The organism is Collinsella acetigenes, assembly GCF_012844445.1.
Lineage (GTDB): Bacteria > Actinomycetota > Coriobacteriia > Coriobacteriales > Coriobacteriaceae > Collinsella > Collinsella acetigenes.
On sequence record NZ_JABBCP010000002.1, the window covers coordinates 1 to 26,337 of the forward strand.

Genomic DNA, 26,337 nt, shown 5'->3' on the forward strand with positions numbered 1-26,337 from the left:
CGGAAGCTAAGCCGCCGAGCGCCGATGGTACTGCGGGGCCAGCCCGTGGGAGAGCAGGGCGCCGCTGACCGGTGGACGGCGCTCGACCCGTATGTAGCGGGCTCGGGCGCGGGGGCGCCGCGGGGGATTCCCTGCGGCGCCCCCCTCTTTTTTCTCCATATCGTTCAGCCGAGGGCCCCGTGGGGCCCTTTTCCATGCCGGCATTCTGCCTTGTCTGCAGGTCGGCGTGGACGAGCCGCGCGCCCTCCCGGCCCCGCGGCTCTCCTGCTTTGCGGCCGATCCGCCCGGCTTGGGCGCTGGCGGTCCTTTCGGGACCCGGCCCCTTCCTCCTGCTATCGGGCCCCGTCCCGTCCGGTGGGCCCCCGCGCGCTTTCCCTCGCCCGCTGGGAGGGTCATGAGGTTATAGAGCCTCAAAGAGGGGCCTGCTGCCCTTAGAGCGGCTGTGGTCAATCTGGCTTAACTTTGATATAGCTTTTTAACTTCTTTTAGTATTTTGTTTTGTGCACTTGGTTGGCACCTATTTTGGTTAGGAAACGATTTCGTCATCGTTACTGTGGCCACTAAGCCCGCTCCTGGCTTTGATGGCACGTTTTCGGCTATCGGTGCTTGACCATTTATGGAAACGCTTAGGGCTTTTTTCAGAAGCTTCTCCGCAATCCGGCTATTCGTCGTTATGACCTTCGTTTGTTTGATATGAAAGGCAATGCTTTACTTCATAAGATGGCTCGCTTTCGTTAATACCGTTTATCTTATAATTCCTACCTTTAACAGCCTTTGATACGTTTCAATTCTGTTTCGTCTCTCATTTCATCGAAAATAGGCTTGCGAAACAACGAATTTGTTTTTGCCTGCTACCGAGCGCAATAGCGCCCATAGATGGTCACTCTATGGGTGGAGAAGTGCATAAAACAGCACGTACGGACGGTATTGCAGTTTGACTTGGGAGTTTCCATGTCTGCTGCGATACCGTTTTTTTGTTTTTATGCCTACGGACGGTACCGCGTTTTGGCCCAGGTTTCTGGACGTCACTGCGATGCTGTCCGTTTTCTGTCTGTTCGTTTGTCGTGCTCGGAAGGGGTTTAAATGTCCAAGAGCGTGCTAGTTGAAGAGAATATAGCTACTGAAACGCTTCAAAATCTATCGGTAGTCGAGGGTGGATCCTCAGATCAGGGCGTGGCGCCCACGCCCCGCTTTACGAAAGAGTTGAGCCCGGAGTGGATTGGCTGCCTTGTTGGCCTGTGCGTGCTGTTCGTTCCCATGGCTATGGTTATGGGCACCACCAACATGATCTCTACTCTCATGAAGACAGCGTACGCGCTGCTCCTGGACACCTGCTTCTATATTATGGCGATTGCCGTCGTGTGCGGAGCCCTGGGTTCTCTGTTCACTGAGTTTGGCGTCGTCGCTATGCTCAATAAGTTGATCACCCCGCTGATGAAACCGCTTTTTGGTTTGCCTGGTGCAGCTTCCGTAGGTGCTATCGCGACTTTCCTGTCCGATAATCCCGCGATCTGCACCCTTATCCATAACCGCGGTTTTATGCGTTACTTCAAGCGCTATCAGATTCCTGCTCTCGTTAACTTCGGTACCTGTTTTGGCATCGGCATGATTGTTGTGGGTGCTGTCCTGGGTCTTTCTGGTACCAATGGCGTCGACACTATCGTTCCCGCCGGTATTGGCAGCCTCTGTGCCATTCTGGGCGGCGTTCTTTCGACCCGCCTGCTGCTTATCCCTTGCGCCCGTAAGTTGGGTAAAGAGGAGGATGCGGTTGACGCCTATGAGATGGATGACGACGGTGTCGAGCTTCCTGAGGGCAAGCGCGCAATCCGTGAGGGCGGCGTTGCCATGCGCGCGATGTCTTCTTTGATCGATGGCGGTAAGGACGGCGTTCAGCTGGGCCTCGCCATCATTCCGGGTGTTCTTATTATCTGTACGATCGTCATGATGCTTTCTAACGGTGCGGGCGAGGGCGGCGTCTATACGGGTGCTGCCTACGAGGGTGTGTACTTCCTTCCCTGGTTGGCCGGAAAGATTGATTTCATCATCACCCCGCTCTTTGGTTTTACGCACATGGAGGCCTTGAGTGTTGTGGCTACCTCACTGGCCTCTGCCGGCGCTTCTATGAGCCTTGTTGCCGGCCTGCTTCAGGGCGGGCTGCTCGGCGCCAAGGACATCGCGGTACTCACGGCAATCTGCTTTTGCTGGAGCGGCTTCCTCTCCACGCACGTTCCGATGCTCGATGACCTGAAGGGCACCGAGTTCACCGGTTTCGCGATTGTGACGCATCTGGTAGGCGGCCTTGCTGCAGGCGTCTTGGCAAACGTGATCTGCATGCTCATCGGCATTGCGTAGGAACGGGACTGATCTGAGATGAAGTTGCCAGCTGTCATAAATGTTCAGAAGTTCTCGGTGCATGATGGCCATGGAATTCGCACGTCGATCTTTTTTAAGGGCTGTTTGCTGTCATGCTGGTGGTGCCATAACCCCGAGAGCCAGAGCTTTGATCGCGAGCTGATGTTTGATCCCGGCAAGTGCACAGGGTGCGGGCTGTGCGTTAAGGCGTGCCCGCATGACGCGGTGACTGTTGGGGAAGATGGGCATGCGCACACGAGCAAGGGTACCTGTGTAACCTGCGGAGCCTGTCTGGATTGGTGCCCCAACGAATGCCGTGAAATCGTGGGCACCCAGCGCTATGCGGTGGACGAGCTTGTCCAGAAGGCTCTGGAGGACCAGCAGTTCTACGAGCGCTCGGGAGGCGGCGTTACGCTTTCGGGCGGCGAATGCATGATCCAGGACTCCGATTTCATGGAGGAGCTTTGCCGCAAGCTTCACTTTGAGGGCATCGACATCGCCATCGACACGTGCGGCTATGCGCCTTTGGGCACCTATCGTCGTCTGCTTCCTTATGTTGATACTTGGCTGTACGACATTAAGATGATCGACGAAGAGAGGCACATCAAATATATTGGCCGTTCAAACGATGTCGTTCTTCGAAATCTCGAGTTTTTGGCCCATAACGGCGCATCGCTCAACATTCGCATTCCGACCATTGGAACGGTAAACGATGACGATGAGAGTATGCTCGCCATCATTGAGTACCTCAAAAGCCATGTGGGAATGCCGCCGGTGAATCTGCTTCCTTACCACACAACGGGAAGCAGCAAATATACGCGTCTGGGAAGGCCGTATTTAGCTCGTGACTTGCAAGTTCCAAGCGAAGAACGCATGGAGCATCTGAAAGATCTGTTTTTGCAGCATGGGTTCGATAACGTTCAAATTGGAGGGTAACGATGGAAAACGTAAAGGAATTGGAATTGGCAGAGTTCGCCGCGATTGAAGAGGCTCTGAAGGCAGTGTCCTCTCATGCGGCGCCCACGCGTGAGACCAGCCACGCCACATGGCAGGAGGATCGCGGCATGAACGACCGTGTCAAGATGCTCCGTCATCAGAGCGAGACCACGCAGCCGTACATCGATATGGAGCGCGCGCTCATCGAAACCGAGACATACAAGCGCTATGAGGGCTCTCTTTCGATCCCCGAGCTTCGCGGCCAGGTGCTCCATGACTACTTTGAGCGCAAGACCATTCGCATTGAGCCCGGCGAGCTGATTGTGGGCGAGAAGGGTCGCGGTCCCCAGGCTGCCCCGACCTTCCCCGAGCTTTGCTGCCATACGTTCGAGGACATGCACAACATGAACGATCGTGAGCAGGTCAACTTCAAGGTTACCGAGGACGACCTGCGCGTCCAAGAGCAGATCATCATTCCGTATTGGAAGAACCGCGCTTTTCGCGAGAAGATTATGGCTGCCCAGACCGAGCAGTGGCACCTCGCTTTCGAGGCCGGCATCTTCACTGAGTTCTATGAGCAGCGCGCCGGTGGTCATACCTGCCTGGGCTCCGAGCGCGGCGTGACCCATGGCTTTGCCGAGATCAAGCAGGAGATCCAGGATGCCCTTGATGCCATTGACTATCTGAACGACAATCAGGCTCTCGAGAAGCGTGACGAGCTGCGCGGTATGCTCATCGCCGTCGACGCAACCACCGTGCTTGCCAACCGCTATGCCAACCTTGCTGCCAAGATGGCTGAGGAGGAGAGCGATTCCAAGCGTGCTGAGGAGCTGCGCCAGGTCTCTGAGAACTGCCGCGTTGTGGCCAATGAGCGTCCCAAGACCTACTGGCAGTGGATTCAACGCTACTGGTTTATCCACCTCGCTGTCACCAGCGAGACGAACCCGTGGGACGCTTACACCCCGGGCCGTCTCGACCAGCATCTGAACCCGTACTATCAGGCCGACGTTGCCGCTGGCCGTCTTGACCGCGAGCACGCCCTTGAGCTTCTTGAGTGCCTGTGGGTCAAGTTCAACAGCCAGCCCGCACCTCCCAAGGTGGGTGTGACTCTCAAGGAGTCCGGCACCTATTCCGACTTCGCCAACATCAATACCGGCGGTGTCACCCCGGACGGCAAGAATGGCGTGAACGACGTCTCCTACATCATTCTCGACTGCATGGGCGAGATGATGTTCATCCAGCCCAACTCTAACGTGCAGATCAGCCGCAAGACCCCGCGCAAGTTCCTGAAGCGCGCTTGTGAGGTCGCTCGCGCCGGTTGGGGTCAGCCCGCCTTCTACAATACCGAGGAGATCATCGACGAGCAGCTCAATGCCGGCAAGAGCCTGGCCGATGCCCGTCATGGCGGTTCTTCGGGTTTCGTTGAGACCGGCTGCTGGGGCTATGAGGCCTATCCTCTGACCGGTTACTTCAACCTGCCTAAGATTCTCGAGGTTACGCTTAACAACGGTGTTGACCCTCGTTCTGGCAAGATGATTGGTATCGAGACTGGCGACCCGCGCGATTTCGAGACCTTCGAGGAGCTCTTCGACGCCTACAAGAAGCAGGTCAAGTACTTCGAGGATGTTAAGGTCAACGGCTCGAACATCAACACCCAGCTGACCGCCAAGTACAATCCCGTGCCCTACATGTCGCTTCTGACCGAGGACTGCATCGCCCGCGGCGAGGATTACAACGCCGGTGGCGCTCGCTACAACACCACGTACCTCCAGGGCGTGGGCATCGGCTCCATCACCGACGCTCTCTCCTCGCTCAAGTACAACGTCTATGACAAGAAGCGCTTCACCATGGATGAGCTGCTTGAGGCTATCGACCACAACTTTGAGGGCGAGAAGTATCAGCTGATCCGCAATCTCGTGAGCCGCAAGACGCCTAAGTTTGGTAACGACGACGATTACGCCGACGACATCATGCGCGCGGTGTTCCAGTACTTCCACGACACCGTCACCGGTAGGCCCAACATGCGTCGCGGCGAGTGGCGTATCGACATGCTGCCCACCACCTGCCATATCTACTTTGGCGAGGTTACGGGCGCATCTCCTTCTGGCCGTCTCGCTGGCGAGCCTGTTTCCGACGGCATCTCTCCCGAGCGTTCCGCCGACGTCAACGGCCCTACGGCAGTTATCAAGTCTTGCGCCAAGATGGATCACGCGGCAACAGGCGGCACCCTGCTCAACCAGAAGTTCACGCCAAGCTCCATTGCCGGCGACAAGGGTATCGAGAACCTGGCCGACCTGGTGCGCAGCTACTTTGACATGGACGGCCATCACATCCAGTTCAACATCATCGACAAGGAAACGCTGCTGGATGCTCAAAAGCATCCGGAGAACTACAAGGACCTTATCGTCCGCGTGGCGGGCTTCTCCGAGAAGTGGTGCAACCTGGGTACGGAGCTTCAAAACGAAATCATCAATCGTACCGAGCAGTCGTTCTAGATTGTGTTTTAGATTGCTTTGAGGATTCTATAGGTAACGATGCGATGTGACAGAATGGTCCGGTGGACATCTGTCACATCGCCGAATTGAGAGGATAGAGATATGGCTAAGGAACTGGCACTTATCGGTTGCGGGAACATGGGAACTGCGATGCTCAAGGGCATCGTGGGCTCCGGCCTCGTGGCCGCTCAGGACGTTACGGTCGCAGATGTGAGCGAGACGTCGCAGCAGAGGCTCGCAGGCGAGCTTGGCTGCCAGGGAACTTGTGACAACAGCGAGGCCGTGGCTGGCGCCAAGAGCATCATCATCGCTGTGAAGCCGCAGTATCTCGATGGCGTCGTCAAAGCGTTTGCCCCGTCCGTCGATAAGGATGCCGTTATCATCTCCATTGCTGCCGGCGTTTCCCTTGAGCGCCTCGAGGGCCTTTTGGGTGCCGACCATAAGATCGTGCGCGTTATGCCCAACCTGGCCGCAATGGTGGGCGAGTCGATGAGCGCCCTGTGCCCGAACGATAACGTGACCGAGGCGGAGCGCGAGGGCGTTCACGAGCTGTTCTGCGCTTTTGGCAAAGCTGAGTTTATCCCCGAGCATCTGATGGACGCGGTTGTTGCCGTTTCTGGCTCTGCTCCTGCCTATGTGTGCCTCTTCATCGAGGCTATGGCAGACGCTGCGGTCATCGAAGGCATGCCGCGCGCTCAGGCTTACGCTATGGCCGAGCAGGCGGTTTTGGGCACTGCCAAGTATCTGCAGGAGACCGGCACGCATCCCGCTGTGCTCAAGGACATGGTGAGCTCGCCCGCCGGCACGACGATTGCTGCCGTGGCCGAGCTCGAGCGCGGTGGTCTGCGCGCGACCGTGGTCGATGCGATGCTCGCATGCGCCGAGCGCAACCGCGAGTTGGCCTAGCATATAGCGCCTAACGCGAAGATTCGGCATAGGTTTGCCTGAGAGCCAAAGGGACTGTCCCTTTGGCTCTTTATTTATGTTTCAATAAGGCTCATGTTTACGTTATTTCTTTTAGGCAACATAGCATCGGGCAAGTCGTATGCGGCACGCTATCTTGAGCGTGCGGGCGGTTTACGTATCGATTTGGACCAGATGGCAAAAGACCTGTACCAGCCGGGTTCTGCCGTTGTGGCGGAACTTGCCGATTGTTTTGGCTGGGATATTCTGGACGAAACCGGCGGCGTCGTAACGGCTCGCCTGGCAAGCCGTGCGTTTGCGGATGATGAGCAGACGGCAAAACTCAACGGTATCGTGCATCCGGTGCTTGTCGAACGCCTGGCCGATCGTTTGTTGCCCTATGGCTGCTGCGTGGCAACGCAGCCAAATGTTCCTTTTGCCGTGGTCGAGGTTTCTGCCCCTGCATCTTTTTTGGATGCTTTTTCGCTTGCCGACGAGGTGGCGACTGTTTGGGCACCGCTCGATGTGCGTCGTGGGCGCGCCATCGCGCGCGGTATGGCTCCCGACGATTTTGAACGTCGCGCAGCTCTGCAGCCGAGCGACGAACAGCTTAAGGCATGGTCTTCGATTGTCTTTGACAATGCGGCTGCTGATGGCCGCCTCGAGGCGGCGCTTGACGAGTGGCTTGCGTGCCATGGTTTTGATCGGGCGGGAGAGACTGATGACTAAAATCAGAGCCCCTCGTTTGCTTGCGTGGTACCGCGTCGTTCCCTTTTTGTGCATGATGGCCTTTGGCATCGCCGCGCTCGCCTACGCGGCGGCACCCGCACCTTTGCTTCGCTTGTTCTATCCGCTTTCTCACGAGGAGCAGATTGTCGATTCGGCGACGCGGCACGGGGTCGACCCCTATCTTGTTGCAGCGGTGATCGAGACCGAGTCGGGGTGGGATGAAGATGCAAGGTCCGATCGGGGTGCGGAGGGCCTTATGCAGCTCATGCCCGAGACGGCGAGCGATATGATCAGCCTGGGCCTCGTTGATTCTTCCTATGATGTTTCGAACCTGAGCGACCCGGCTACGAATATCGAGTTTGGCTGCGCCTATCTTTCGTATCTTATTTCCTACTTCAACGGTTCGACCGATAAGGCCATTGCCGCGTACAATGCGGGAATGGGCAATGTGGAGCAGTGGGCCCAAGGGGAGACATCGCTGCAGGATGCGATTGCGTTTCCCGAAACTCAGGCCTATCTGGCGCGCGTGACCAATGCGCGCGAGCGCTATCAAGACTTGTATCCTCATAGTTTTTAACGATTGATCGAGGTGATGCACGATGACCGCATTCGAGGTCGAACGTGTGGGCGGAGAGCTCAAACGATTCGGAGTTGCGGGCGAGGACGTGCACTTTAAGGTTGTGGCGCCCTACGAGCCTTCGGGCGACCAGCCGCAGGCAATCGAGTCGCTTAGGGCTGGGGTGGAGGCGGGAGACCGCTACCAAGTCCTTCTGGGCGTAACGGGTTCGGGCAAGACGTTCACCATGGCAAAGACCATCGAGGCGGTGGGCAAGCCGACGCTTGTCATGGCGCCCAATAAGACACTTGCTGCGCAGCTGGCCTCTGAGCTACGCGAGTTTTTCCCTAATAATGCCGTGGTCTACTTTGTGTCGTACTACGACTACTATCAGCCAGAAGCGTATGTTCCGCAAAGCGACACGTATATCGAGAAGGACTCTTCCATTAACGAAGAGGTTGAGATGCTGCGCCATCAGGCGACGGCGTCGCTGCTCTCGCGCCGCGATGTGATTGTGGTTGCGAGCGTCTCGTGCATCTACGGTATCGGCAGCCCGGAGGATTATGCGGGCTTGGCTCCCAATGTGGACAAGAAGGTGCCCCTTGAGCGCGATGATTTTATCCACGCGCTGATTGATATCCAATACGATCGCAATGACTATGACCTTGCACGCGGTACGTTTCGCGTGCGTGGCGATGTGGTTGATGTCTATCCTCCGTATGCGGAGCACCCCTTGCGTTTTGAGTTCTTTGGTGACGAGGTGGAACTCATTGCCGAGATCGATGAGGTCACAGGCGAGCTGCTGCGTGAGTACGACGCCATCCCTGTGTGGCCCGCTTCGCACTACGTGACCGAGAAACCCAAGGTGACGGCTGCTCTCAAGACCATCGAGGAGGAGTGTGAGCAGCGCGTGGCCGAGCTCAAGGCCGAGGACAAGTTGCTCGAGGCGCAGCGCTTGCAGCAACGAACCGATTACGACCTTGAGCTGCTCGAGACGATGGGTTTTTGCACGGGCATCGAGAACTATTCGCGTCACCTCGATGGGCGCCGCCCCGGAGAGCCGCCTTTTACGCTTATCGATTACTTCCCCAAGGACATGCTTTGCATTATCGACGAGAGCCATGTCACGGTGCCGCAGATTCGCGGCATGCACGAGGGCGACCGCTCCCGCAAGGTGACGCTGGTGGAGCACGGCTTTCGTCTGCCCTCGGCGCTCGACAACCGACCCTTGCGTTTCGATGAGTTTGAGGCGCGTATCCCGCAGTTTATCTATGTTTCGGCAACGCCTGGTGATTACGAGCTTCGCGTGTCTCAAAACAACGTGGAGCAGATCATTCGTCCTACGGGTTTGCTCGACCCCAAGATCGACGTGCGACCCGTGCGCGGCCAGATCGACGACCTGCTAGATGAGATTCGCGAGCGCACGGCGCGCCACGAGCGCGTGCTTGTGACCACGCTCACCAAGCGCATGGCGGAGGACCTGACGGACTATCTGCTTGATGCGGGCGTGAAGGTCAACTATATGCACTCGGATACGGCCACGATGGATCGCGTCGAGATCCTGCGCGACCTACGCCGCGGAAAGATCGACGTGCTTGTGGGCATCAACCTGCTGCGCGAGGGTTTGGATTTGCCCGAGGTGTCGCTTGTGGCGATACTCGATGCAGATAAAGAGGGCTTTCTGCGCAATCGCCGCTCCCTTATCCAAACAATCGGTCGCGCGGCGCGAAATGCCGAGGGCGAGGTCATCATGTACGCCGATACCGTCACCGATTCTATGCGCGAAGCCATTGACGAGACGCAACGCCGCCGCGAGATTCAGATGGCGTACAACGAGGAGCACCATATCGAGCCTAAGACGGTGCGCAAGGCCATCAACGACATTTCGAGTTTTATCGCCGAGGCTACGGAGAACGTGGGCAAGCGCGACCGCAGCCGCGGGGATACGCTGGGTCACGGCGAGTTTTTCACGCCGGCGGGCGGGGAGAGCGCTACTGGCGATACGCCCGAACAAACGGGTTCCGAGTTGGTGCAGGAAATGGCCAAGCTGCCCCGCAACGAGTTGCTGCGCGTGATCGCCGCGATGGAAGAGGACATGCGCGCCGCATCCGAAGCGATGGATTTCGAACAGGCGGCTAACCTGCGCGATGCGCTCGTGCAGCTCAAAGCGGTTGCCGAGGGCGGCACCGAGGAAGAGATTATCGAGCGTCTGCGTGCGGGCGCTCGTAAGGGTTCGGCCTTTGGCGGCGGTCGCCGCCGTACCGGGTTCAAGGGAAAGAAGTAACGGGTCCGTGAAGGTGCGATAGATGGAGCGTGGCGAGTTGAACTTAGTGAGCTGCCCGGTGATTGCGATTCCCACAAGCGTGGGATATGGGGCGAGCTTCGAGGGGCTCACGGCTCTGCTGGCTATGCTCAACTCGTGCGCGAGCGGCGTTTCGGCGGTCAACATCGACAACGGCTTTGGTGCCGCTTATCAGGCGAGCCTCATCAATCGCTTGGGACCGCGTGACGACGCGGCCATCGATGTATAAGGTTTAACGAAGGTCTGCGATGAGTGCCTGTGCGCAGCGGATGCCGTCGGTGGCGGCGCTCATGATGCCGCCGGCGTAGCCTGCCCCCTCGCCACAGGGGTAGAGGCCCTCTGCGCCGAGTGCGCGGCATGAGGAGTCGCGCATAATGGTCACGGGCGAGCTCGAGCGCGATTCGATGGCAGTGAGCGCGGCGTCTGGATGGTCGTATCCGCGCAGTTTGCGCCCGAGCGCAGGTATGCCCAGGCGCAGCGTCTCTGCAACGTGGGCGGGAAGACACGGATCGATTTCGGTCCAAGTCACGCCGCGCGGATAGGTGGGGGCGACCGTCGCCGCGCCCGTGCTGGGGCGATGCGCCATGAAGTCGCCGACAAGCTGCGCGGGTGCCCGGTATGCGCCGCCTCCGATCTCGAATGCGCGGCGTTCGCATGAGCGCTGAAGATCGATGCCGGCAAGGGGGTCGTCTCCGGGGAGATCCTGCGGATTGATGTTGACGAGCAGCGCCGCGTTGGCGTTTGCGCCGTCGCGGGCATGCAGACTTGCGCCGTTGGTGACCACGCCGTGTGCCTCAGATGCCGCCGCGACCACTTGGCCTCCGGGGCACATGCAGAACGAAAAGAGGCTGCGACCGTTTTTGGTGTGGGCGACAAGCTTGTAGGGGGCGGCCCCCAGGGCGGGATGCCCTGCGGCGCTTCCGTATTGAGCACGGTCGATATCGCATTGGAGATGCTCGATACGAACGCCCATGGCAAAGGTCTTGCGCTGGAGGGAAAAATCACGCTGGGACAGCAGGGCAAAGACATCGCGGGCAGAATGGCCGCAGGCCAAGATGAGCTGCGAGGTCGCGATGACTTCTTCATGCTTTTGGCCATCTGCGTCCTGGCTGCTTATGGTGATGGACGAGATGGCGCCCGCTGTGGTGCGTGCGATATCGACCATCTGGGTATTGAAGCACACTTCGCCCCCAAGGTTTTCGATCTGGGCGACGATATCGGTGACGACGGCAGGCAGGATATCGGAGCCGATGTGCGGCTTGGCGTCCCAAAGAATCTCGCGCGGGGCTCCGGCTTCCACAAAAGTTTGCAGGATGAGACGATGCAGCGGATTTTTGGTTCCCGTCGTGAGCTTGCCGTCGGAAAACGTTCCAGCGCCGCCCAGGCCAAACTGGATGTTACTGCTCTCGTTGAGCTCGCCTGTGCGATTGAAGTGCTCGACGTCGCGCGTCCGACGTGTGGCATCGGCGCCGCGCTCGATAAGGAGCGGCTCGAGACCGGCATGGGCCAGAGTGAGGGCAGCAAAGAGGCCCGCGCAGCCCGCGCCTACGACGACTGGTCGCAATGCGGGACGGCGGCCGATTGTGTCGGGCTGCGGGAAGTGCGGCTCGTCACTATCGATGAGATGGATGTTCTTGCGAGCGGACTCATTGAGCGTCTCCACGCATGCGAGCTCTTGGGCGTGGTCACATAACTCAATGCGTGCGCTTAGAATGAAATGAACGTTGCTCTTCTTGCGCGCATCGATCGACTTTCGATGCAGCGCGATGTGGGCGATGTCCTGCGACTGGATATTCAGGAGGCGTGTCGCTTCGCGCTTGCAGGCTTTGAGGCACGATTCTTCCGTCGAGCCTTGCTTGAGGCTGGCCTTGATGTTGGTGATCTCGATCATGATGACCTTTCGGGTTATCGAGTCTCTTGGGCTGCACGCACCGCTGCCCTGCCGGCACGGATGCCGGACAGCCACGCCCAGGCAAGGTTGAAGCCGCCGCAATCGGCGTCCATGTCGAGCACCTCACCGCAGGCAAATAATTGTGGTGACTGCGGCAGGTCGATGCCGAGCGTGGCCAGGTTGACGACGTCGAGGGAAATCCCGCCGCGGTGCACTTGAGCGGACTGCTCGTCGGCGGTCCCGGTAACGGCAAGGGGGGCATGCTTGATGGCATGTCCGAGGCTCTCGAGGTCTGCTTGTTCTTGGGCAACTGCGAAGACAAGCGAGGCGACGGGACGTGCGAGTAGGCCGTCGAACCAGCTGGGATTATGTGCGGGGGACGCCGCACACATGGATGCCCGACGTTCGAGTTCCGTATGCAGCGCGGCGTCGGGCAGCTCGGGCAGAAGGTCCAATTCGAGCGTGTCGCCTGCGTGTGCACGGCGAGAGGCGTTGAAAGCGACGATGCCGGAAATGCCGTAAGCGCGAAAAAGTACCTCGCCCGTTTCCGCCCATCCACAGCCGGAAAGCGAGAGCGTTGCATGGATGCGTTGACCGTCAAGCGCCTTAAGAGCGCTGCTTTCGAGCGGTAGCCCCGCGGTATCGCATGGCGTTGCCGCGAGGGGGCACAGGACCGGGCTTGCGGCGAGGTGCGGTAGAGAAAAGATATCGGCAGTGGAGGAGCTTTTGCCGCCGGCGGCGATGATGACGGCACGCGCTTGGAACGCGACGTGTGTCATTCTGGCATCGTGCAAGGCTCTTCGGAGGGCGCGAAGCTTGGCTTTGGCGTCTACGCCCGCCTTGGCCTTGAGCGGTTGGGCGGGGCGCTGGCATTCGAGCGACCAGGTGCGCGCCGTCTTGTCGTATCGTGCGACCACGGGCGCGCACGCGCACTCTATAGCAACGTTCTCGCGTGTGCAGGTACCGAGCAGTACGTCGCGAACCGATTCGGCGCGCCGTGTGATGGGGTAGAGGCGGCCATCGATGGATGTCCTGATGAGGCCGAGGGAGTCAAAGAAGTCGGCGATGCTGCGCTCCGGTGTGGGCCCCATTACGCGAGACGCGATACCGGGATGCAGGTAATGTGCAGGATCCAGGCTCTCGTTGCTCAGGTTGCAACGGCCGTTTCCCGTGGCGAGAAGGGGAAGCCCCGCTTCGACGTCGTGCTCGATTATGAGAACGCGTGCGCCTTCGCGAGCGGCGACGATGGCAGCGGCAAGCCCAGAGGCTCCGCCGCCGATGATGGCGATGTCGTAGATGCTGGAGGGCACAAAAGGGCCTTTCAATGAAACTGAAGTGATTCTGATTGAGTGTGACTATAGCACGCGGCTGACGTTTGCCGACGTTTTGTGGCTCGAGGCGTATTGGCATGAATGCGGGGTATAGGTTTTCGCCGCTCATTCGACGAATGGGTTCTGGACGGATGTCGAGGCGGGCACCGGGAGATTGCCGGAAAACCGCACGCTGTTGTCGACGGCAACCTGGACGGATGTCGAGACAGGTGCCGGTAGATCACTGGCGGGTTTACATACGTTTTGCGTTGCTGTAACGAACGACTGGCGGTTTTCGAACGTTTTCGGAGCTCGTCGCCGTGAATGAGCGGCGGCTTTTCAATCGTTTGCGAATGACTGGCGGCTCGGCATTCGTTTCTTGGATGGATTCGGCCGCAAAACCTGCGAGATTCCGCCAGTCATTTCGATTCGGCTGCAAAACGCGCGGCTTTCCGCCAGTCATTTTGGGAGCGCACAATTACTTGCATTTTAATTGGACGGATATTTGGATGCCCATCTTGGGATGCGCATTGAAAGCCCGACTGAAGGCGCCGCAGGAGACCTCAGTCGGGCTTCGTCTCGGCTCTATGCACGCGCCTCGACTGCCTCGCAGGCGGCTAACGCTTGGGACAGGAACTCTGCGGGGAGGCTCTCCTCAATCTTGCCGGCGTCACATGCGGCAGCAAGGGCGGGATCGATGGGAAGACGGCCCAAGACATCGAGGCTGTATTGTGCGGCGACCTCGTCGAGCTTGCTCTTGCCAAAGACCTCGATTTTCTTGCCGCAGTCGGGGCACTCGATGTAGCTCATGTTCTCGACGACGCCCAGCACGGGCACGTCCATCTTCTGGGCCATGTTGACGGCCTTGGCGACGATCATCGACACGAGGTCCTGCGGACTCGTGACGATCACGATGCCTTCGACCGGCAGGGACTGAAACACGGTGAGTGCCACGTCGCTTGTGCCCGGAGGCATGTCGACCAGCAGGTAGTCGAGCGGGCCCCAGGAGGTCTCACTCCAAAACTGGCGGATGGCGCCGGCGATAACGGGTCCGCGCCAAAGCACGGGGTCGGTCTCGTTTTGCAACACGAGATTGGATGACATGACATGGATGCCGCTCTCGGTGACCTCGGGCAGCAGCAGCTTACCGAGGGCATGTGCGTGGCGGCCGCTCAGGCCGAACATCTTGGGGATAGAGGGGCCGGTGATATCGGCGTCGAGGATGCCTACCTTATAGCCGGCGCGTGTGAGCTGCGTGGCGATGCCGCCGCAGACGAGCGACTTGCCCACGCCTCCCTTGCCGGACAAAACGGCGATGACGTGCTTGACCTCGGAGAGGGCGTTCTCCTCAAACTCCTGCGGCGCGGTTTTCCCGCCGGCTTCGTTAGCGTGTTCGCAACCCATGTGCGCATGCTCCTTTCGTTGTGTACACCCGCCTTTGGGCGGACGCGTCGTGTTCGATTCAACAAGCTTCATTGTACCCGCCTCTTCGAGGGGCGCGCGGCTGTTGTGCCTACAGCTTTCGTGCGAAGTTGAGGTACTGCATACGGCGGATGTGATCGATGGCGGCGGCGTAGGGAGAGTCGCCGTCGAGGACATAAAGCTGGCCGTCGGCGCCTATGTAGCAGACGCCGGAGAATGCTGGCACATCTTGGCGCGTGGCGAGCAAGGCCTTTTGATAGTCGGTAAGTGGGGCGCCGATCAGATCGAACACGCGGGCGGAAAGCTCGCTTGCGCCGATGGCCTCTTGCTGGCTGATTTGCTCTGCGCCCGCGACGTCGTAATTGGCCCAGACGAAATAGTTCGAGCTGTAGATGCGCGCAGTGTGCTCCAGGCTGTTTTCGCCCGCATAGAGCTCGTCGTTCATCGCTGTTGAGACCGTGGGCTGGTGATCGCCAAAGAAGATGAGTACGACGGGCCGGTCGAGTTCGCGCAGCTGCTCCATGAACGCGGACAGTTCCTGATCGGATTTTTCGATGCAGGTGAGGTAGACGTTCATCCGTGCGCAGGTGTCGTCATCAAGTCCCGCGGGCACATAGTGCGTCAAGTCCTCGTCCGGTACGGTTCCGGCATCGTAGCCGCCGTGGTTTTGCATGGTGACATCCAGAATGAACTGAGGGTCGTCGCTTTTGTTCAGCTCCTCAAGGATCTTGTCGTAGGTGGCAGCGTCGGTAACGCCGGAGTGATAGCTCGGAGCCCCCTGGAAATCATCGATGGAGAGGAACTTCGAGAATCCGAGGCTTTGATAGGCGGTGCGACGGTTCCAGTTGTCGGGAAGGTTGGGGTGCATGGCGAGCGTGCGATATCCGGCGTCGCCGAGCTGCTTGGCAAGACTGTCGACATGTTTAAGGCTGTAAAGGCTGTAGGGGTATTTTCCTGAACCGATAAAGCCCAAAGAATTATTGGTGAGATATTCGAACTCGGTGTTTGCCGTTCCTCCGCCGGTGATCGAGGTCATGAGCGAGCCACGAATCAGGGCGTCAGGAATCGAGTTGAAGTACTGCGGTCCGGCGTAGCCCGCATCGCGCAGCGCGGCGAAGAAGGACAGATCGCTGAACGTTTCGTTCATGACTGTGATGACGGTGGGCTTGAGCTCGTTGTACTGGGCTACGGCGGCCTGGCGCTCGGGGCTCGAACCGCGGCCAGCATCGTACTGGGCGGCAAGTTGCGCCTGGATATCCTGCACTTCGATATCGGAGTAATTGTCCGGTCGCTCGATCTCGAAGTTTTGAGCGGTCGCGGTGAAGACGGGGATAAAGCCATACGTCTGATAGCTGCTGATGGGCCACCAACGGTCATAGCTAAAGTCGAGCGCATCCTCGAGTTTGACATTGGCAAATGCACTCGAGACGCATGACCAGGTGATGAGTGCGCACATGATGTTGACACCCACGTTGGCGATGACGTGCGAACGCTTGCTCAACCGTGGCGGGCTTATCAGTGAGAGCATCGCACAAGCGACGGCTGCCCAGGTGAGCGAGGCGACGATGTTGGTGTCGAATGTAAAGTGGTAGCCCTCGCTCACGGCCATGGCAGTTCCCATGGCAAGAAGGTCGCTGGGAAGCAGGGCTGCTCCCTTGAACTCGATGACAAAATGCTCCGCGATGCCAAAGCCGCAACAGATGACGACTGCGATGCAGCACGCACCTCCGTGCCTCTGTCCCGCAAAGTAGAGGATGAGTGTGATGAGGAAGATGATGAGCGCAGAAACATAGAAAAAAGCGCTTGGGATGCTTGCAAGATGCGCGCTGTTGCAGGCGGTTTCAAGCGCGATTACCGATATGACGGATGCTGCCGCCATGAGGAGGGCGTCTCGACCGATGCTGATGACATGCGGCATGATTCCATCTTGCTTGTCGAGCCAATCGAGAAACGGGCGCCGCAGGATGGGTATGACGCCACAGATGAGCGTGGTGACCGCGTGGATGCAGATAGAAGATGCATCCGCCCGACAGATGCCCATGATGCCCCAAGTGGCAACGAGGACCTCGGAAGCGAGGAAGGGGAGAGGCCAAAGGATGGTCGAAGGGTGGATGCGATGTTTCGTCTTCCATTCGTACCAGACGGCTGCTGCTATGGCGGAGACAAGTAGTATGGCGGCAACAATCGGACCGGTTGCGGGGTGCTGAGGGGTGTTTTGAATCATGGCTGCGTGGTTTCTTGAAGGGACTGCAAATCCTGGTTTTATTGGTACCGACTATATCGTAGCTTGACGGCGGATATACCGGCGGGTGTTGAATCGAGGTGCGAATATCGCATGCAAAACACGAACATTTGTCCGAGCGGTACGCTACACTGAGAAGCGAAAGAGGCGCCGAGCGTCAGTATCTATCGTAAGAGGAGCTCGATACATGTCCGATTCGTCCATCGTTATCCGTGGCGCGCGAGAGCATAATCTCCAAAACGTCGATGTCACCATCCCGCGCGATAAGCTTGTGGTCATCACTGGCCTTTCCGGTTCGGGCAAATCGAGCCTCGCGTTCGATACCATCTATGCCGAGGGACAGCGCCGTTACGTGGAGAGCCTGTCGAGCTACGCGCGCCAGTTCCTGGGACAGATGGATAAACCGGATCTCGATTCCATCGACGGCCTATCGCCCGCAGTGTCCATCGATCAGAAAACGACTTCCAAAAACCCGCGTTCAACAGTGGGAACGGTAACAGAGATCTACGACTACCTGCGTTTGCTGTTTGCGCGTATCGGCGTGCCCCACTGCCCCGAGTGCGGGCGCGTGATTGAGCGCCAGACTACCGACCAGGTGGCGGACAAGATTCTGGAGGCGGGACAGGGGCGCCGTGCCTTTATCATGGCGCCGGTGGTTCGCGGCCGTAAGGGTGAGTTTGCCAAGCTGTTTGAAGACCTGCGCCGCGAGGGTTTCTCGCGCGTGCGCGTGGACGGTGAGGTCCGCTCGCTCGACGATTCGATTGAGCTGGACAAAAAATATAAGCATGATATCCAGGTGGTCGTGGACCGCATCGTGATTCGCGAGAACAGCCTGGGCCGTATCGCCGAGGGCGTAGAGCAGGCGACCAAGCTCGCGCATGATAACGTCGAGGTCTACCTGCTGCCCGATCGCGACGCGCCTGAGGGAACAGAAGGGGACCTGTTTTCCTACTCCCTGGCGCTCGCCTGTCCGGAGCACGGCCATTCCATCGACGACCTGCAGCCGCGCGATTTTTCCTTCAATGCTCCCTACGGTGCGTGTCCCGAGTGCGATGGCCTGGGCTTCAAGAAGGTCGTCGATGCCGAGGCCCTTATCGAGGATCCTTCGCTTTCGGTGGATGAGGGCGTGTTCGGCAGCGTCTTTGGCAACGGCAATTACTATCCGCAGATTCTGCATGCGCTATGCTTGCACCTCAAGGTCGATCCCAAGACGCCTTGGAGGGATTTGCCGCCGCGCGTGAAGAAGGTCTTTTTGGATGGCCTGGGAACCAAAAAGATGCGTGTCGATTACCGCAAGCTCAACGGTGACGAGACGCATTGGGATACCACGTTCTCGGGCGTGCGCAACATCCTGTACGAACGCTACATCGAGACGACGAACGAGAACACCAAAGCTCGTTTGGAGAAATATATTCGCGAGGAGCCGTGCCTGACCTGTCATGGTGCGCGTCTGCGCCCCGAGATGCTTGCGGTTACAGTGGGGGACAAGTCCATCTACGACGTCTGCTGCCTGTCTTGCAAGGATTCACTCGAGTTCTTTGAGCAGCTGCAGTTAACAGAGCGTCAGCAGTTCATTGGCGGCCGCATCGTGAAAGAAATCATGGAGCGCCTGCGCTTTCTGGTGGACGTGGGTCTCGATTACCTGACGCTCGACCGTGCTTCCGCCACGCTTTCGGGCGGCGAAGCCCAACGCATCCGTCTGGCGACGCAAATCGGTGCCGGCCTTATGGGCGTGCTCTACATTTTGGACGAGCCTTCGATTGGCCTGCACCAGCGCGATAACGAGCGCTTGATCGCCACGCTGGAGCGTCTGCGCGACATTGGCAATACCGTGATCGTGGTCGAGCATGACGAGGATACGATTCGCGCCGCAGACTACGTGATCGATATGGGCCCTGGTGCTGGCGAGAACGGTGGCAAGGTGGTCTGCGCGGGCACGCCCGAGGAGATCATGGCCTGTCCCGACTCGCTGACCGGCGCTTATCTTACGGGAAGGCGCATGATCTGCCTGCCCCGCGAGCGTCGCCATCCCGAACGCGGCGCGCTTCGCATCACGGGGGCATCCGCCAACAATCTTAAAAAGGTGAATGCCGAGGTCGAGTTTGGCACCCTAACTGTGGTGACGGGCGTCTCGGGCTCGGGCAAGAGCTCTTTGGTTACCGATACCATTGCACCCGCCCTCACCAACGCGGTGCATCATTCGACTCGCCCCGTTGGCCCCTATATGAGCATCGAGGGCATCGATCAGATCGATAAGGTAATCGATATCGACCAATCTCCTATCGGGCGCACGCCGCGTTCGAATCCGGCGACGTATATCGGCCTGTGGGATGATTTGCGTGCCCTCTTTGCTTCCACGCCAGAATCTAAGGCGCGCGGCTATTCGCCCGGGCGCTTCTCGTTCAACGTGAGCGGTGGACGCTGCGAAGCCTGCCGTGGCGACGGACAGATCAAGATCGAGATGCACTTCCTGCCCGATATCTACGTGCCGTGCGAGGTCTGCGGTGGCAAGCGCTATAACCGCGAGACCCTCGAAGTCACCTATCGCGGCAAGTCCATCTCCGATGTGCTCGATATGAGCGTGACGGAGGCGCTGGCGTTCTTTGGGAACATCCCGCAGATCAAGCGCAAGCTTCAGACTTTGTATGACGTGGGCTTAGGGTACGTGCGCTTGGGCCAGCCTGCGACGACCCTTTCGGGCGGCGAGGCGCAGCGCGTGAAACTGGCCAAGGAGCTGCATCGTCGTCAGACGGGCAAGACCTTTTATATCTTGGACGAGCCCACGACGGGTCTTCATTTTGAGGATGTGCGCCAGCTGATTGACGTCTTGCAGCGTTTGGTCGACGCGGGCAATACCGTGCTGGTAATCGAGCATAACCTCGACGTGATCAAGGTGGCCGACCGCCTGATCGACCTAGGCCCCGAGGGTGGCTCGGGCGGCGGGCGCATCGTGGCGACAGGTACACCCGAGCAAGTTGCTAGCTGCAAGAAGAGCTATACAGGCAGGTTCTTAAAGCCTCTCCTCGAGCGAGACCGCGCACGGATGGCGCAGCAGAAGGATTAGCGGCTCTTCTTATGCCGCGAGGGGCGAACAATGAGAGACGGGCGGGCGCGGAGGTGATTATCCCACCGAGCCCGTCTCATATTTTCCTTACCTATGGAGTACGGGTGGAACCTTTTGCGACGCTATCGTGAGGCTGGTACTATGGTGTCTACGCGTTTTGCCGGGCGGGCCTTGTGCCTTCTTGGCATGGTGACCGACACGAGTGGTGGGTATCGCCCTCCACGCCGTTAGGAGATGTTTATACATGGCGCACCTTAAACGTAGCCTTTACGCCATTCCCGCCGTTGGGCTGAGTTTTGTACTCGCCTTAGGGGGTTGTCCCGTTCCTGCCACCGCGGCAACGTCTGCTGAGCTGCAGACGCAACTCGAAGCCGCAACAAAGCAGCTCAATACGCTTGGCGCTGCAGCCGAGCAAGCTGGTAACGACCTTGCTACCGTTACTTCCGAGCTCGAGGATACCAAAGCTCAGATCGAGCAGACGCAAAGCGATATCGAAGAGGAGCAAAAGCAGCTCGAGGTCAATCAAAGTGAGCTCGGTGTCCTTGTTTCCGATCAGTACAAGACGGGCGGTGCGAGCGTAGTCACACTGCTGTTGAGCTCCGGTAGCTTTAGCAGCTTGATTTCCAATGTGCATTACGCCGACAAGGCTGCAGAGCATCAGCAGAATATGATTACGGAGACCCGTGCACTCAAGGAGTCTCTTGAGCAGAAGAAGACCGATCTTGAGGAGCAACAGAAAAAGCAGGAGGAGCTCGTTTCCGAGCAGCAGAAGAAGAGCGACGCTGCAAATGCTGCCGTAGCTGAGGCTCAGAGCTATTACGATCAGCTTTCCACCGAGGTCAAACAGAAGATCGCCGAGGAAGAAGAGGCTGCTCGTAAGAAGGCCGAGGAGGAGGCTCGTGCTCAGGCTGCCGCTATCCAACAGCAGGCTCAGCAATCCGGTAATAACGGCGGCTCCTCTGGCGGCAATGGCGGTTCGACCGGAAATGGCGGAAGCTCTTCTGGAAACAGTTCCTCGGGCAACAACGGATCCGGCGGGAGCTCGAGTGGGTCCGGCAGCAGCACGAGTGGCGGCTCTTCGAGTGGCGGCAGCAGCTCCGGCGGCGGCGCGTCTGTTGCTCCAAGCGGGTCTGCGTCCGCGATGGTTCAGCGTGCTTATAGCGTAATCGGTTCCGGCTATTCGTACACCGGCTATAAGTGGACTGGCAGCACGAGCACCTCTTGGTTTACCTGCTCCGGCCTGGTTGACTATGCGATGGGCTATGGTCCCTGGTCTAACAGCCCCGCGACCTTCCGCAGCAAGGTGCGCTACCTTACGTATGATGTGAACAGCCTCTCTTACGGCGACTTGGTATTTTTTAAGTCCGGCAGCCGCATTTCGCACGTTGGCATCTACATTGGGTCGGGTCGGATGATCGATTCCATCCCTGGTGGCGGCGTCGGTATTCGTAGCATTACGTATATCGCCGGTTCTGACTATAGAGATTTTGCGGGCGGCGGCCCCATCTACTAAGCGCGCGCTTACACGATGCAATTGACCCCAAAGCGCCCCGGGTGGTGCTTTGGGGTTGTTTTATGTCAGGAGCTAACACGTGGCGAAGAAAGAAAAGATCCAGAAGACCAACGCGATGCGCGAGCTTGAGCGGGCGGGCGTCGACTATACCGTTAATACGTACGAGATCGATGTCGAAGGCGACCGTGAGCTGGGCGTGCATATCGCCGAACAGCTTGGAGAAGATCCCGATCAAGGGTTCAAGACGTTGGTGACCACGACGCCGACGGGCGACCATGTGGTCTGCTGCATTCCCGTTGCAGAGGAGCTTGATCTTAAGGCGGCGGCGCTTGCGGCGGGGGAGAAGTCTCTCACTATGATGCACGTTCGCGAGCTCTTGGCCGCTACGGGCTATGTGCGCGGCGGTTGCTCCCCTGTGGGTATGAAGAAGAAGTTCCCAACGCTGATAGACGATACGTGCCTGCTCTATGATGAGATGTTCATCTCGGGAGGCAAGTGTGGCATCCAGCTCAAACTCGCGCCCCAAGATCTTATAGCTCATACCGATGCCATCGTGGCCCCTATCTGTAGGAAAGGCTAAGACCATATGACTAACGCTGATACCGAGATTGCCGACGAGCTTGCTTCGTCCGATTCGGTCGATCTGAATACTCCGTTTGTCGAGCCCGATGTCGTTTCGCCCGCTCTTTCGGAAGAGGGCGCGGCGGCCGATGACGATGAGGCATCTGCTGAGGATGTGGGCAAGTCGGCTGCCCTTATGAGCGGCCTTGTGATCGTGAGCCGCATCACCGGCTTCTTCCGCACGTGGGCTCAGGCGTTTGGCATGGGCACCACGATCACTGCGAGTGCGTTCACCATTGCGAATAACCTTCCCAATGCACTTTACGAACTCGTTATGGGCGGCATGCTCGTTACGGCATTTTTGCCTGTCTACGTTTCAACAAAAAAGAAGGCAGGGCGTGAGGGGGCGAGCGCCTATGCGTCCAATCTTCTCTCGCTCGTCACCCTGCTTATGGGCGTCCTGGCACTGCTTTCCTTTATTTTTGCGGGCCAGATTATCTGGACACAGGCGTTCAATGCATCCTCCGAATTCGATTTTGACCTGGCGACATTCTTCTTCAGGTTCTTTGCGATCGAGATAGTGCTCTATGCGCTCTCGTCGGTTATCTCCAGTGTGCTCAACGCCGAGCGCGATTACCTGTGGAGCACCGCAGCGCCCATTGCAAACAACATCGTGATCACTGCCGCCTTCTTCATCTATGGCGTGCTCGTCGAGACGCAGCCCTTCGCAGCCATCATGGTCCTTGCCATTTCTAACCCTCTTGGCGTGCTCGTTCAGGTGGTCATGCAGATTCCGGCGCTTAGGCGCCATGGCGTAAAGCTCTCGCCGCGTATCGACATTCACGATCCGCTTATTCGCGAGACGCTCTCTATCGGCATTCCTACGCTCATCGTGACCTTTGTCTCGTTCGCCACTACTTCGGTGCAGAGCTCTTGCTCTCTTTCGGTGAATCCGAACGGTGCCTCCATCACGTATTACGCGCGCATCTGGTACATCCTGCCATATTCGGTTTTTGCCATTCCCATTACGACTGCTATGTTTACGGAGCTTTCGTCGTTTGTGGCAAGCGGCAAGATCGCCAAATTCATCGATGGCATCGCCAATGGCTGTGGGCAGATTCTTTTCCTGCTCATCCCGTTCGCCATGTACCTCATCGCCTTCTCTCCATGCTTGTCCAACATGCTCAAGAGCGCGCGCATGTCGAGCGAAGATGTCCAGATGCTTTCGACCTACATCGCCTGGCTCTCGGTTTCGCTTCCGTTTTACGGCGTGTGCACCTATTTGCAAAAGGCGTGCTCCTCGCTTCGCAAGATGTCGCTGTTCGCTATCGCCGAATGCATCGCCGGCGCGATTCAGATCGTTATCTGCCTCGTGTTCACTCCGATCTTTGGCTTCAATATCGTCGGCATCAGCTCGACCTTCTTTTTTGTGGCAATCGATGCGGTGACCTTTGCGATCCTTCGCCACGAGCTTGGCCGTATTGGTTTTAAGTCCATTTTTGCTTCCGGCGTGCGTGCGCTGGTGCTGGGCGCTGCCGGCGCGCTTGTGGGTGCCGGCATCCTGATGCTTCTTCAGATGCTGGTTGGTCCCATCGCGGGCGGCGGTATGATGAGGTCGTTGCTGTATTGCATCGTTGGCGGCGTGCCGGCGCTCATCGTGACGTTTGGCTTTGCCATCTCGCGCCAGATGCCCGAGGTCGCTGTTCTTTCCGCTATGGTCAAGCGCTTTATTCCGCGACGCGCGTAAAGGAGGCCCCGATGGCACGCTCTCAACAGGAAGCATCGATTGCTCAAATCATGGCTTCGCGCACCGGCACCGATCCTGCCGACTGGTTCTTGGTGTTCAAGGCCCGCTATGGCATGCAGGTCGCGTTTGAGGAGATTTACGCCGAGATGGGTCCAGGCGAGGTAGCGACTCAGCTGCTCACCTGCTGCACAGCGGTCGATCCCGTCCTGGTGGCAGGCCTTGTGCCTCGTTATTGCGAGGTGTCTTTTGACACGGCCATGATCGACTCCGAAGCGCTTGATGCTTCGGGCGAGCTGCGCGCCGTGGTGGCCCAGCATACATATGGCATTGTGGACGATGCGGCGACTGCCCGGCTGGCGCAACGCGCTCACGATGCCGGCGCTCTCCTTGTCGAGGATTGCGCCCATTGCGTGGGCAGGATGGCAAAGAGCGAATCGGGCGAGCCGTTGGCAGACATCTCGTTTCACTCCTTTGGCATCGAGAAGATGCTCCATACCCTTTTGGGCGGTGCGGTCTGGGTGAATCCCGCGTCCCCCTTCTCGGCTGTTTTGCGCCGCGTGCGCGATCGTTTGTCCGCTCTGCCCGTATCGGGCGCCCGCCTTGATATGCTCGAGCGTCTTTTTGTAAATGAATGCCGTGTATTCAACCATGTGCCGCGTCCCGTGGCGCGCGGGCTTCGTCACGGTCTGGCGGCTTTGGGGCTTTTTGAGCCCGCGGTGAGCACTGCCGAACAGCGAGGCGAGCTTTCTTACGCGCCCATGCGCCCGAGCGACCATGTTTGTGAACAGGCTCGCGCTGCGTTCGACCGCCTTGATGGCGATGAGTGCCTGCGCATCGAGGCGACGCGGGCATACTGCCGCCTTTTTGCCGATATGCCTGGCGTGGAGGTTCCCGCCTCGACACGGCTCGGCCAGCCGCTCCTCAAGTTTCCCATCGTCGTGCGCGATACCGCCACGGCGGACCGGATTATCGAGGAGTGCTGCGCGGCGGGGCATTATACCAGCTGCTGGTACCGCCCCGAGTTAGGTCCCGGCGTTTTGGACGAGTCCGCCTACCATGTTCCCAGCGATCGCTCGAACCTTGCCGTGTGCGATCGCATGGTGGCCTGTCTGGCGACGCTTCCCACCAATGAGGGCGCGGCGCAGGCGACAGAGGTTGCCGAGGTGGTTAGGCACGTGGTCTCTTCGTAGAAGCTGGCGGGCACCAAGCCGGCGCATGCCGCCAACAGATATACTTAAGCGCTTGAGTATATGAATCCGGATTCAACGGAGCTGTGATGATGCAGGTTAAGAAGCTGTCCCGCGAAGCATATGAAGAGAAACTCGCCGCGCTTGGCGTGGCGATTCCCGTTGAACAGCTTCCCGTTTGGTTGGAATTCGAGTCGACGATTCCTGGCCGCAGTCCATGGGGTTATGCCGTCATCGAGGACGAGGGCATAACCATTGCTGCAATTTGTTTTGCTCAGTACGAGACCCATGGGTATCGCTACCTGCGTGCGCACCATGGCCCCATTTGGGTCGAAGAGCCCACGGCCGAGACGGAGGCAGCTGCGCTTGAAGCCCTGCGCGCGTTTGTTCATGCCGAGGATCGTCACCAGGTGTTTTGCCGTCTTGCGGTGAAGCACGATCTTCCCGCCACGCGACGCTGCCTTTCCACTCTCCCTTACGACACCACGGTGATCATCGACCTCACGGGAGGCGATGACGAGATTCTTGCGCGCATGAAGCCGCGCGGCCGTCGTGATGTGCGCAAGGCCTTGCGCGAGTGCACGCTTACCTTTAGCGATGAGACCGATCGCGCGCAGAAATCCTTTGATGAGTACTATGAGGTTATGGTCGAGACCGGCAAGCGCGACGGGTTCTCGCCCGCCCCAATCGATGATTACCGCAGCATGCTGCGCATCTTGGGCCCTGAGCACTGCCGTCTGTTCGCCGGTCGCGACGGAGACCAGGTCATTACCTGGACCATCGCCACTATTTCCGGCACGCGTGCAACGCGCTATTATGGCGCATCGCGCTCGTGCGACGCGCGTTTCCTCGCAACCGATCGCCTTATCTATTTTGAGTGCTGCGAGCTTTCCCGCATGGGGTGCACGGAGTACGATCAGATGGGCATTGGCAGCGAGTTTGCGCCCGAGACCCTCAATCTCAATACGTTCAAGACGAAGTTTGCCAAGGATGGCGTGCGCATGATCGCGCCCGACCGTGATCTTCCCGTGCGCGGCGGCTTCTATGGTGCGCTCGTCCGCCTTAAGGCGCTGCGTTCGCGCCTTCGCTAATCCTTTCTTGTTCCATCCCGCTCTTTTGATTGGTGC

At 58.6% G+C, this 26,337-nt stretch carries 18 protein-coding genes; 14 read left to right on the forward strand and 4 right to left on the reverse strand.

Features of this window, described 5'->3' with window-relative positions; translation table 11 throughout:
• The first annotated feature begins 1,083 nt into the window (after positions 1-1,083).
• The 8 genes from HF320_RS03035 (at position 1,084) to HF320_RS03070 (ending at position 10,502) form a co-directional block, all read left to right on the forward strand.
• The gene (locus tag HF320_RS03035) at positions 1,084-2,352 is read left to right on the forward strand and encodes a CD0519/CD1768 family membrane protein (RefSeq protein WP_169277018.1); all 1,269 of its coding nucleotides are present in this window, start codon (positions 1,084-1,086) and stop codon (positions 2,350-2,352) included.
• An 18-nt stretch (positions 2,353-2,370) separates the two neighbouring features.
• Positions 2,371-3,288, forward strand: a complete 918-nt coding sequence (locus tag HF320_RS03040; RefSeq protein WP_169277019.1) for a glycyl-radical enzyme activating protein — start codon at positions 2,371-2,373, stop codon at positions 3,286-3,288.
• 26 nt (positions 3,289-3,314) lie between these two features.
• On the forward strand, positions 3,315-5,783 hold the full coding sequence (gene hypD, locus HF320_RS03045; protein WP_211158933.1) for a trans-4-hydroxy-L-proline dehydratase: 2,469 nt from the start codon (positions 3,315-3,317) through the stop codon (positions 5,781-5,783).
• Between the two features lie 102 nt (positions 5,784-5,885).
• Positions 5,886-6,689, forward strand: a complete 804-nt coding sequence (proC, locus tag HF320_RS03050; RefSeq protein WP_169277020.1) for a pyrroline-5-carboxylate reductase — start codon at positions 5,886-5,888, stop codon at positions 6,687-6,689.
• Between the two features lie 93 nt (positions 6,690-6,782).
• A complete protein-coding gene (coaE, locus tag HF320_RS03055) occupies positions 6,783-7,415 on the forward strand; it encodes a dephospho-CoA kinase (protein WP_169277021.1) in 633 nt (210 codons plus the stop codon).
• Positions 7,408-7,992, forward strand: coding sequence for a lytic transglycosylase domain-containing protein (locus HF320_RS03060; protein ID WP_169277022.1), 585 nt, complete (start codon positions 7,408-7,410; stop codon positions 7,990-7,992). The genes coaE and HF320_RS03060 overlap by 8 nt, the downstream gene beginning before the upstream one ends.
• Positions 7,993-8,014: 22 nt before the next feature.
• The gene (uvrB, locus tag HF320_RS03065) at positions 8,015-10,255 is read left to right on the forward strand and encodes an excinuclease ABC subunit UvrB (RefSeq protein ID WP_169277023.1); all 2,241 of its coding nucleotides are present in this window, start codon (positions 8,015-8,017) and stop codon (positions 10,253-10,255) included.
• 22 nt (positions 10,256-10,277) lie between these two features.
• The gene (locus HF320_RS03070; RefSeq protein WP_248276589.1) at positions 10,278-10,502 is read left to right on the forward strand and encodes an AIR carboxylase family protein; all 225 of its coding nucleotides are present in this window, start codon (positions 10,278-10,280) and stop codon (positions 10,500-10,502) included.
• 3 nt (positions 10,503-10,505) lie between these two features.
• Here the strand turns inward: HF320_RS03070 and HF320_RS03075 are convergent, their stop codons facing one another.
• The 4 genes from HF320_RS03075 to HF320_RS03090 all read right to left on the reverse strand — a co-directional run bounded on the left by HF320_RS03075 (position 10,506) and on the right by HF320_RS03090 (position 17,120).
• Entirely contained in the window at positions 10,506-12,164 is a 1,659-nt protein-coding gene (locus tag HF320_RS03075) for an NAD(P)/FAD-dependent oxidoreductase (protein ID WP_169277024.1), read from the reverse strand.
• 14 nt (positions 12,165-12,178) lie between these two features.
• Positions 12,179-13,474 (reverse strand): NAD(P)/FAD-dependent oxidoreductase, encoded by a 1,296-nt coding sequence (locus tag HF320_RS03080; protein ID WP_349290693.1) that lies wholly within the window; start codon positions 13,472-13,474, stop codon positions 12,179-12,181.
• A gap of 585 nt (positions 13,475-14,059) precedes the next feature.
• The gene (locus HF320_RS03085; RefSeq protein ID WP_169277025.1) at positions 14,060-14,878 is read right to left on the reverse strand and encodes an Mrp/NBP35 family ATP-binding protein; all 819 of its coding nucleotides are present in this window, start codon (positions 14,876-14,878) and stop codon (positions 14,060-14,062) included.
• Positions 14,879-14,987: 109 nt separating this feature from the next.
• A complete protein-coding gene (locus HF320_RS03090) occupies positions 14,988-17,120 on the reverse strand; it encodes an LTA synthase family protein (RefSeq protein WP_169277026.1) in 2,133 nt (710 codons plus the stop codon).
• Positions 17,121-17,325: 205 nt separating this feature from the next.
• Between HF320_RS03090 and uvrA the strand changes: the two genes are divergently transcribed.
• The 6 genes from uvrA to HF320_RS03120 all read left to right on the forward strand — a co-directional run bounded on the left by uvrA (position 17,326) and on the right by HF320_RS03120 (position 26,301).
• On the forward strand, positions 17,326-20,202 hold the full coding sequence (gene uvrA, locus HF320_RS03095) for an excinuclease ABC subunit UvrA (RefSeq protein ID WP_169277027.1): 2,877 nt from the start codon (positions 17,326-17,328) through the stop codon (positions 20,200-20,202).
• A 244-nt stretch (positions 20,203-20,446) separates the two neighbouring features.
• On the forward strand, positions 20,447-21,715 hold the full coding sequence (locus tag HF320_RS03100; RefSeq protein WP_169277028.1) for a coiled-coil domain-containing protein: 1,269 nt from the start codon (positions 20,447-20,449) through the stop codon (positions 21,713-21,715).
• Between the two features lie 79 nt (positions 21,716-21,794).
• Positions 21,795-22,295: a Cys-tRNA(Pro) deacylase gene (gene ybaK / locus HF320_RS03105; protein ID WP_169277029.1), complete on the forward strand. Its 501-nt coding sequence runs from the start codon at positions 21,795-21,797 to the stop codon at positions 22,293-22,295.
• 6 nt (positions 22,296-22,301) lie between these two features.
• Entirely contained in the window at positions 22,302-24,023 is a 1,722-nt protein-coding gene (gene murJ, locus HF320_RS03110; RefSeq protein WP_169277030.1) for a murein biosynthesis integral membrane protein MurJ, read from the forward strand.
• Positions 24,024-24,034: 11 nt separating this feature from the next.
• Positions 24,035-25,213: a DegT/DnrJ/EryC1/StrS family aminotransferase gene (locus HF320_RS03115; RefSeq protein WP_169277031.1), complete on the forward strand. Its 1,179-nt coding sequence runs from the start codon at positions 24,035-24,037 to the stop codon at positions 25,211-25,213.
• Between the two features lie 86 nt (positions 25,214-25,299).
• Positions 25,300-26,301 (forward strand): lipid II:glycine glycyltransferase FemX, encoded by a 1,002-nt coding sequence (locus HF320_RS03120; protein ID WP_169277032.1) that lies wholly within the window; start codon positions 25,300-25,302, stop codon positions 26,299-26,301.
• The last annotated feature ends 36 nt before the right edge of the window (positions 26,302-26,337 follow it).

Bases quoted from the DNA above. Each gene is read 5' to 3' on its own strand.
- HF320_RS03035 (WP_169277018.1), top strand. From the start codon at position 1,084: ATGTCCAAGAGCGTGCTAGTTGAAGAGAATATAGCTACTGAAACGCTT.
- HF320_RS03040 (WP_169277019.1), top strand. From the start codon at position 2,371: ATGAAGTTGCCAGCTGTCATAAATGTTCAGAAGTTCTCGGTGCATGAT.
- proC (WP_169277020.1), top strand. From the start codon at position 5,886: ATGGCTAAGGAACTGGCACTTATCGGTTGCGGGAACATGGGAACTGCG.
- coaE (WP_169277021.1), top strand. From the start codon at position 6,783: ATGTTTACGTTATTTCTTTTAGGCAACATAGCATCGGGCAAGTCGTAT.
- HF320_RS03060 (WP_169277022.1), top strand. From the start codon at position 7,408: ATGACTAAAATCAGAGCCCCTCGTTTGCTTGCGTGGTACCGCGTCGTT.
- uvrB (WP_169277023.1), top strand. From the start codon at position 8,015: ATGACCGCATTCGAGGTCGAACGTGTGGGCGGAGAGCTCAAACGATTC.
- HF320_RS03070 (WP_248276589.1), top strand. From the start codon at position 10,278: ATGGAGCGTGGCGAGTTGAACTTAGTGAGCTGCCCGGTGATTGCGATT.
- HF320_RS03075 (WP_169277024.1), bottom strand. From the start codon at position 12,164: ATGATCGAGATCACCAACATCAAGGCCAGCCTCAAGCAAGGCTCGACG.
- HF320_RS03085 (WP_169277025.1), bottom strand. From the start codon at position 14,878: ATGGGTTGCGAACACGCTAACGAAGCCGGCGGGAAAACCGCGCCGCAG.
- HF320_RS03090 (WP_169277026.1), bottom strand. From the start codon at position 17,120: ATGATTCAAAACACCCCTCAGCACCCCGCAACCGGTCCGATTGTTGCC.
- uvrA (WP_169277027.1), top strand. From the start codon at position 17,326: ATGTCCGATTCGTCCATCGTTATCCGTGGCGCGCGAGAGCATAATCTC.
- HF320_RS03100 (WP_169277028.1), top strand. From the start codon at position 20,447: ATGGCGCACCTTAAACGTAGCCTTTACGCCATTCCCGCCGTTGGGCTG.
- murJ (WP_169277030.1), top strand. From the start codon at position 22,302: ATGACTAACGCTGATACCGAGATTGCCGACGAGCTTGCTTCGTCCGAT.
- HF320_RS03115 (WP_169277031.1), top strand. From the start codon at position 24,035: ATGGCACGCTCTCAACAGGAAGCATCGATTGCTCAAATCATGGCTTCG.
- HF320_RS03120 (WP_169277032.1), top strand. From the start codon at position 25,300: ATGATGCAGGTTAAGAAGCTGTCCCGCGAAGCATATGAAGAGAAACTC.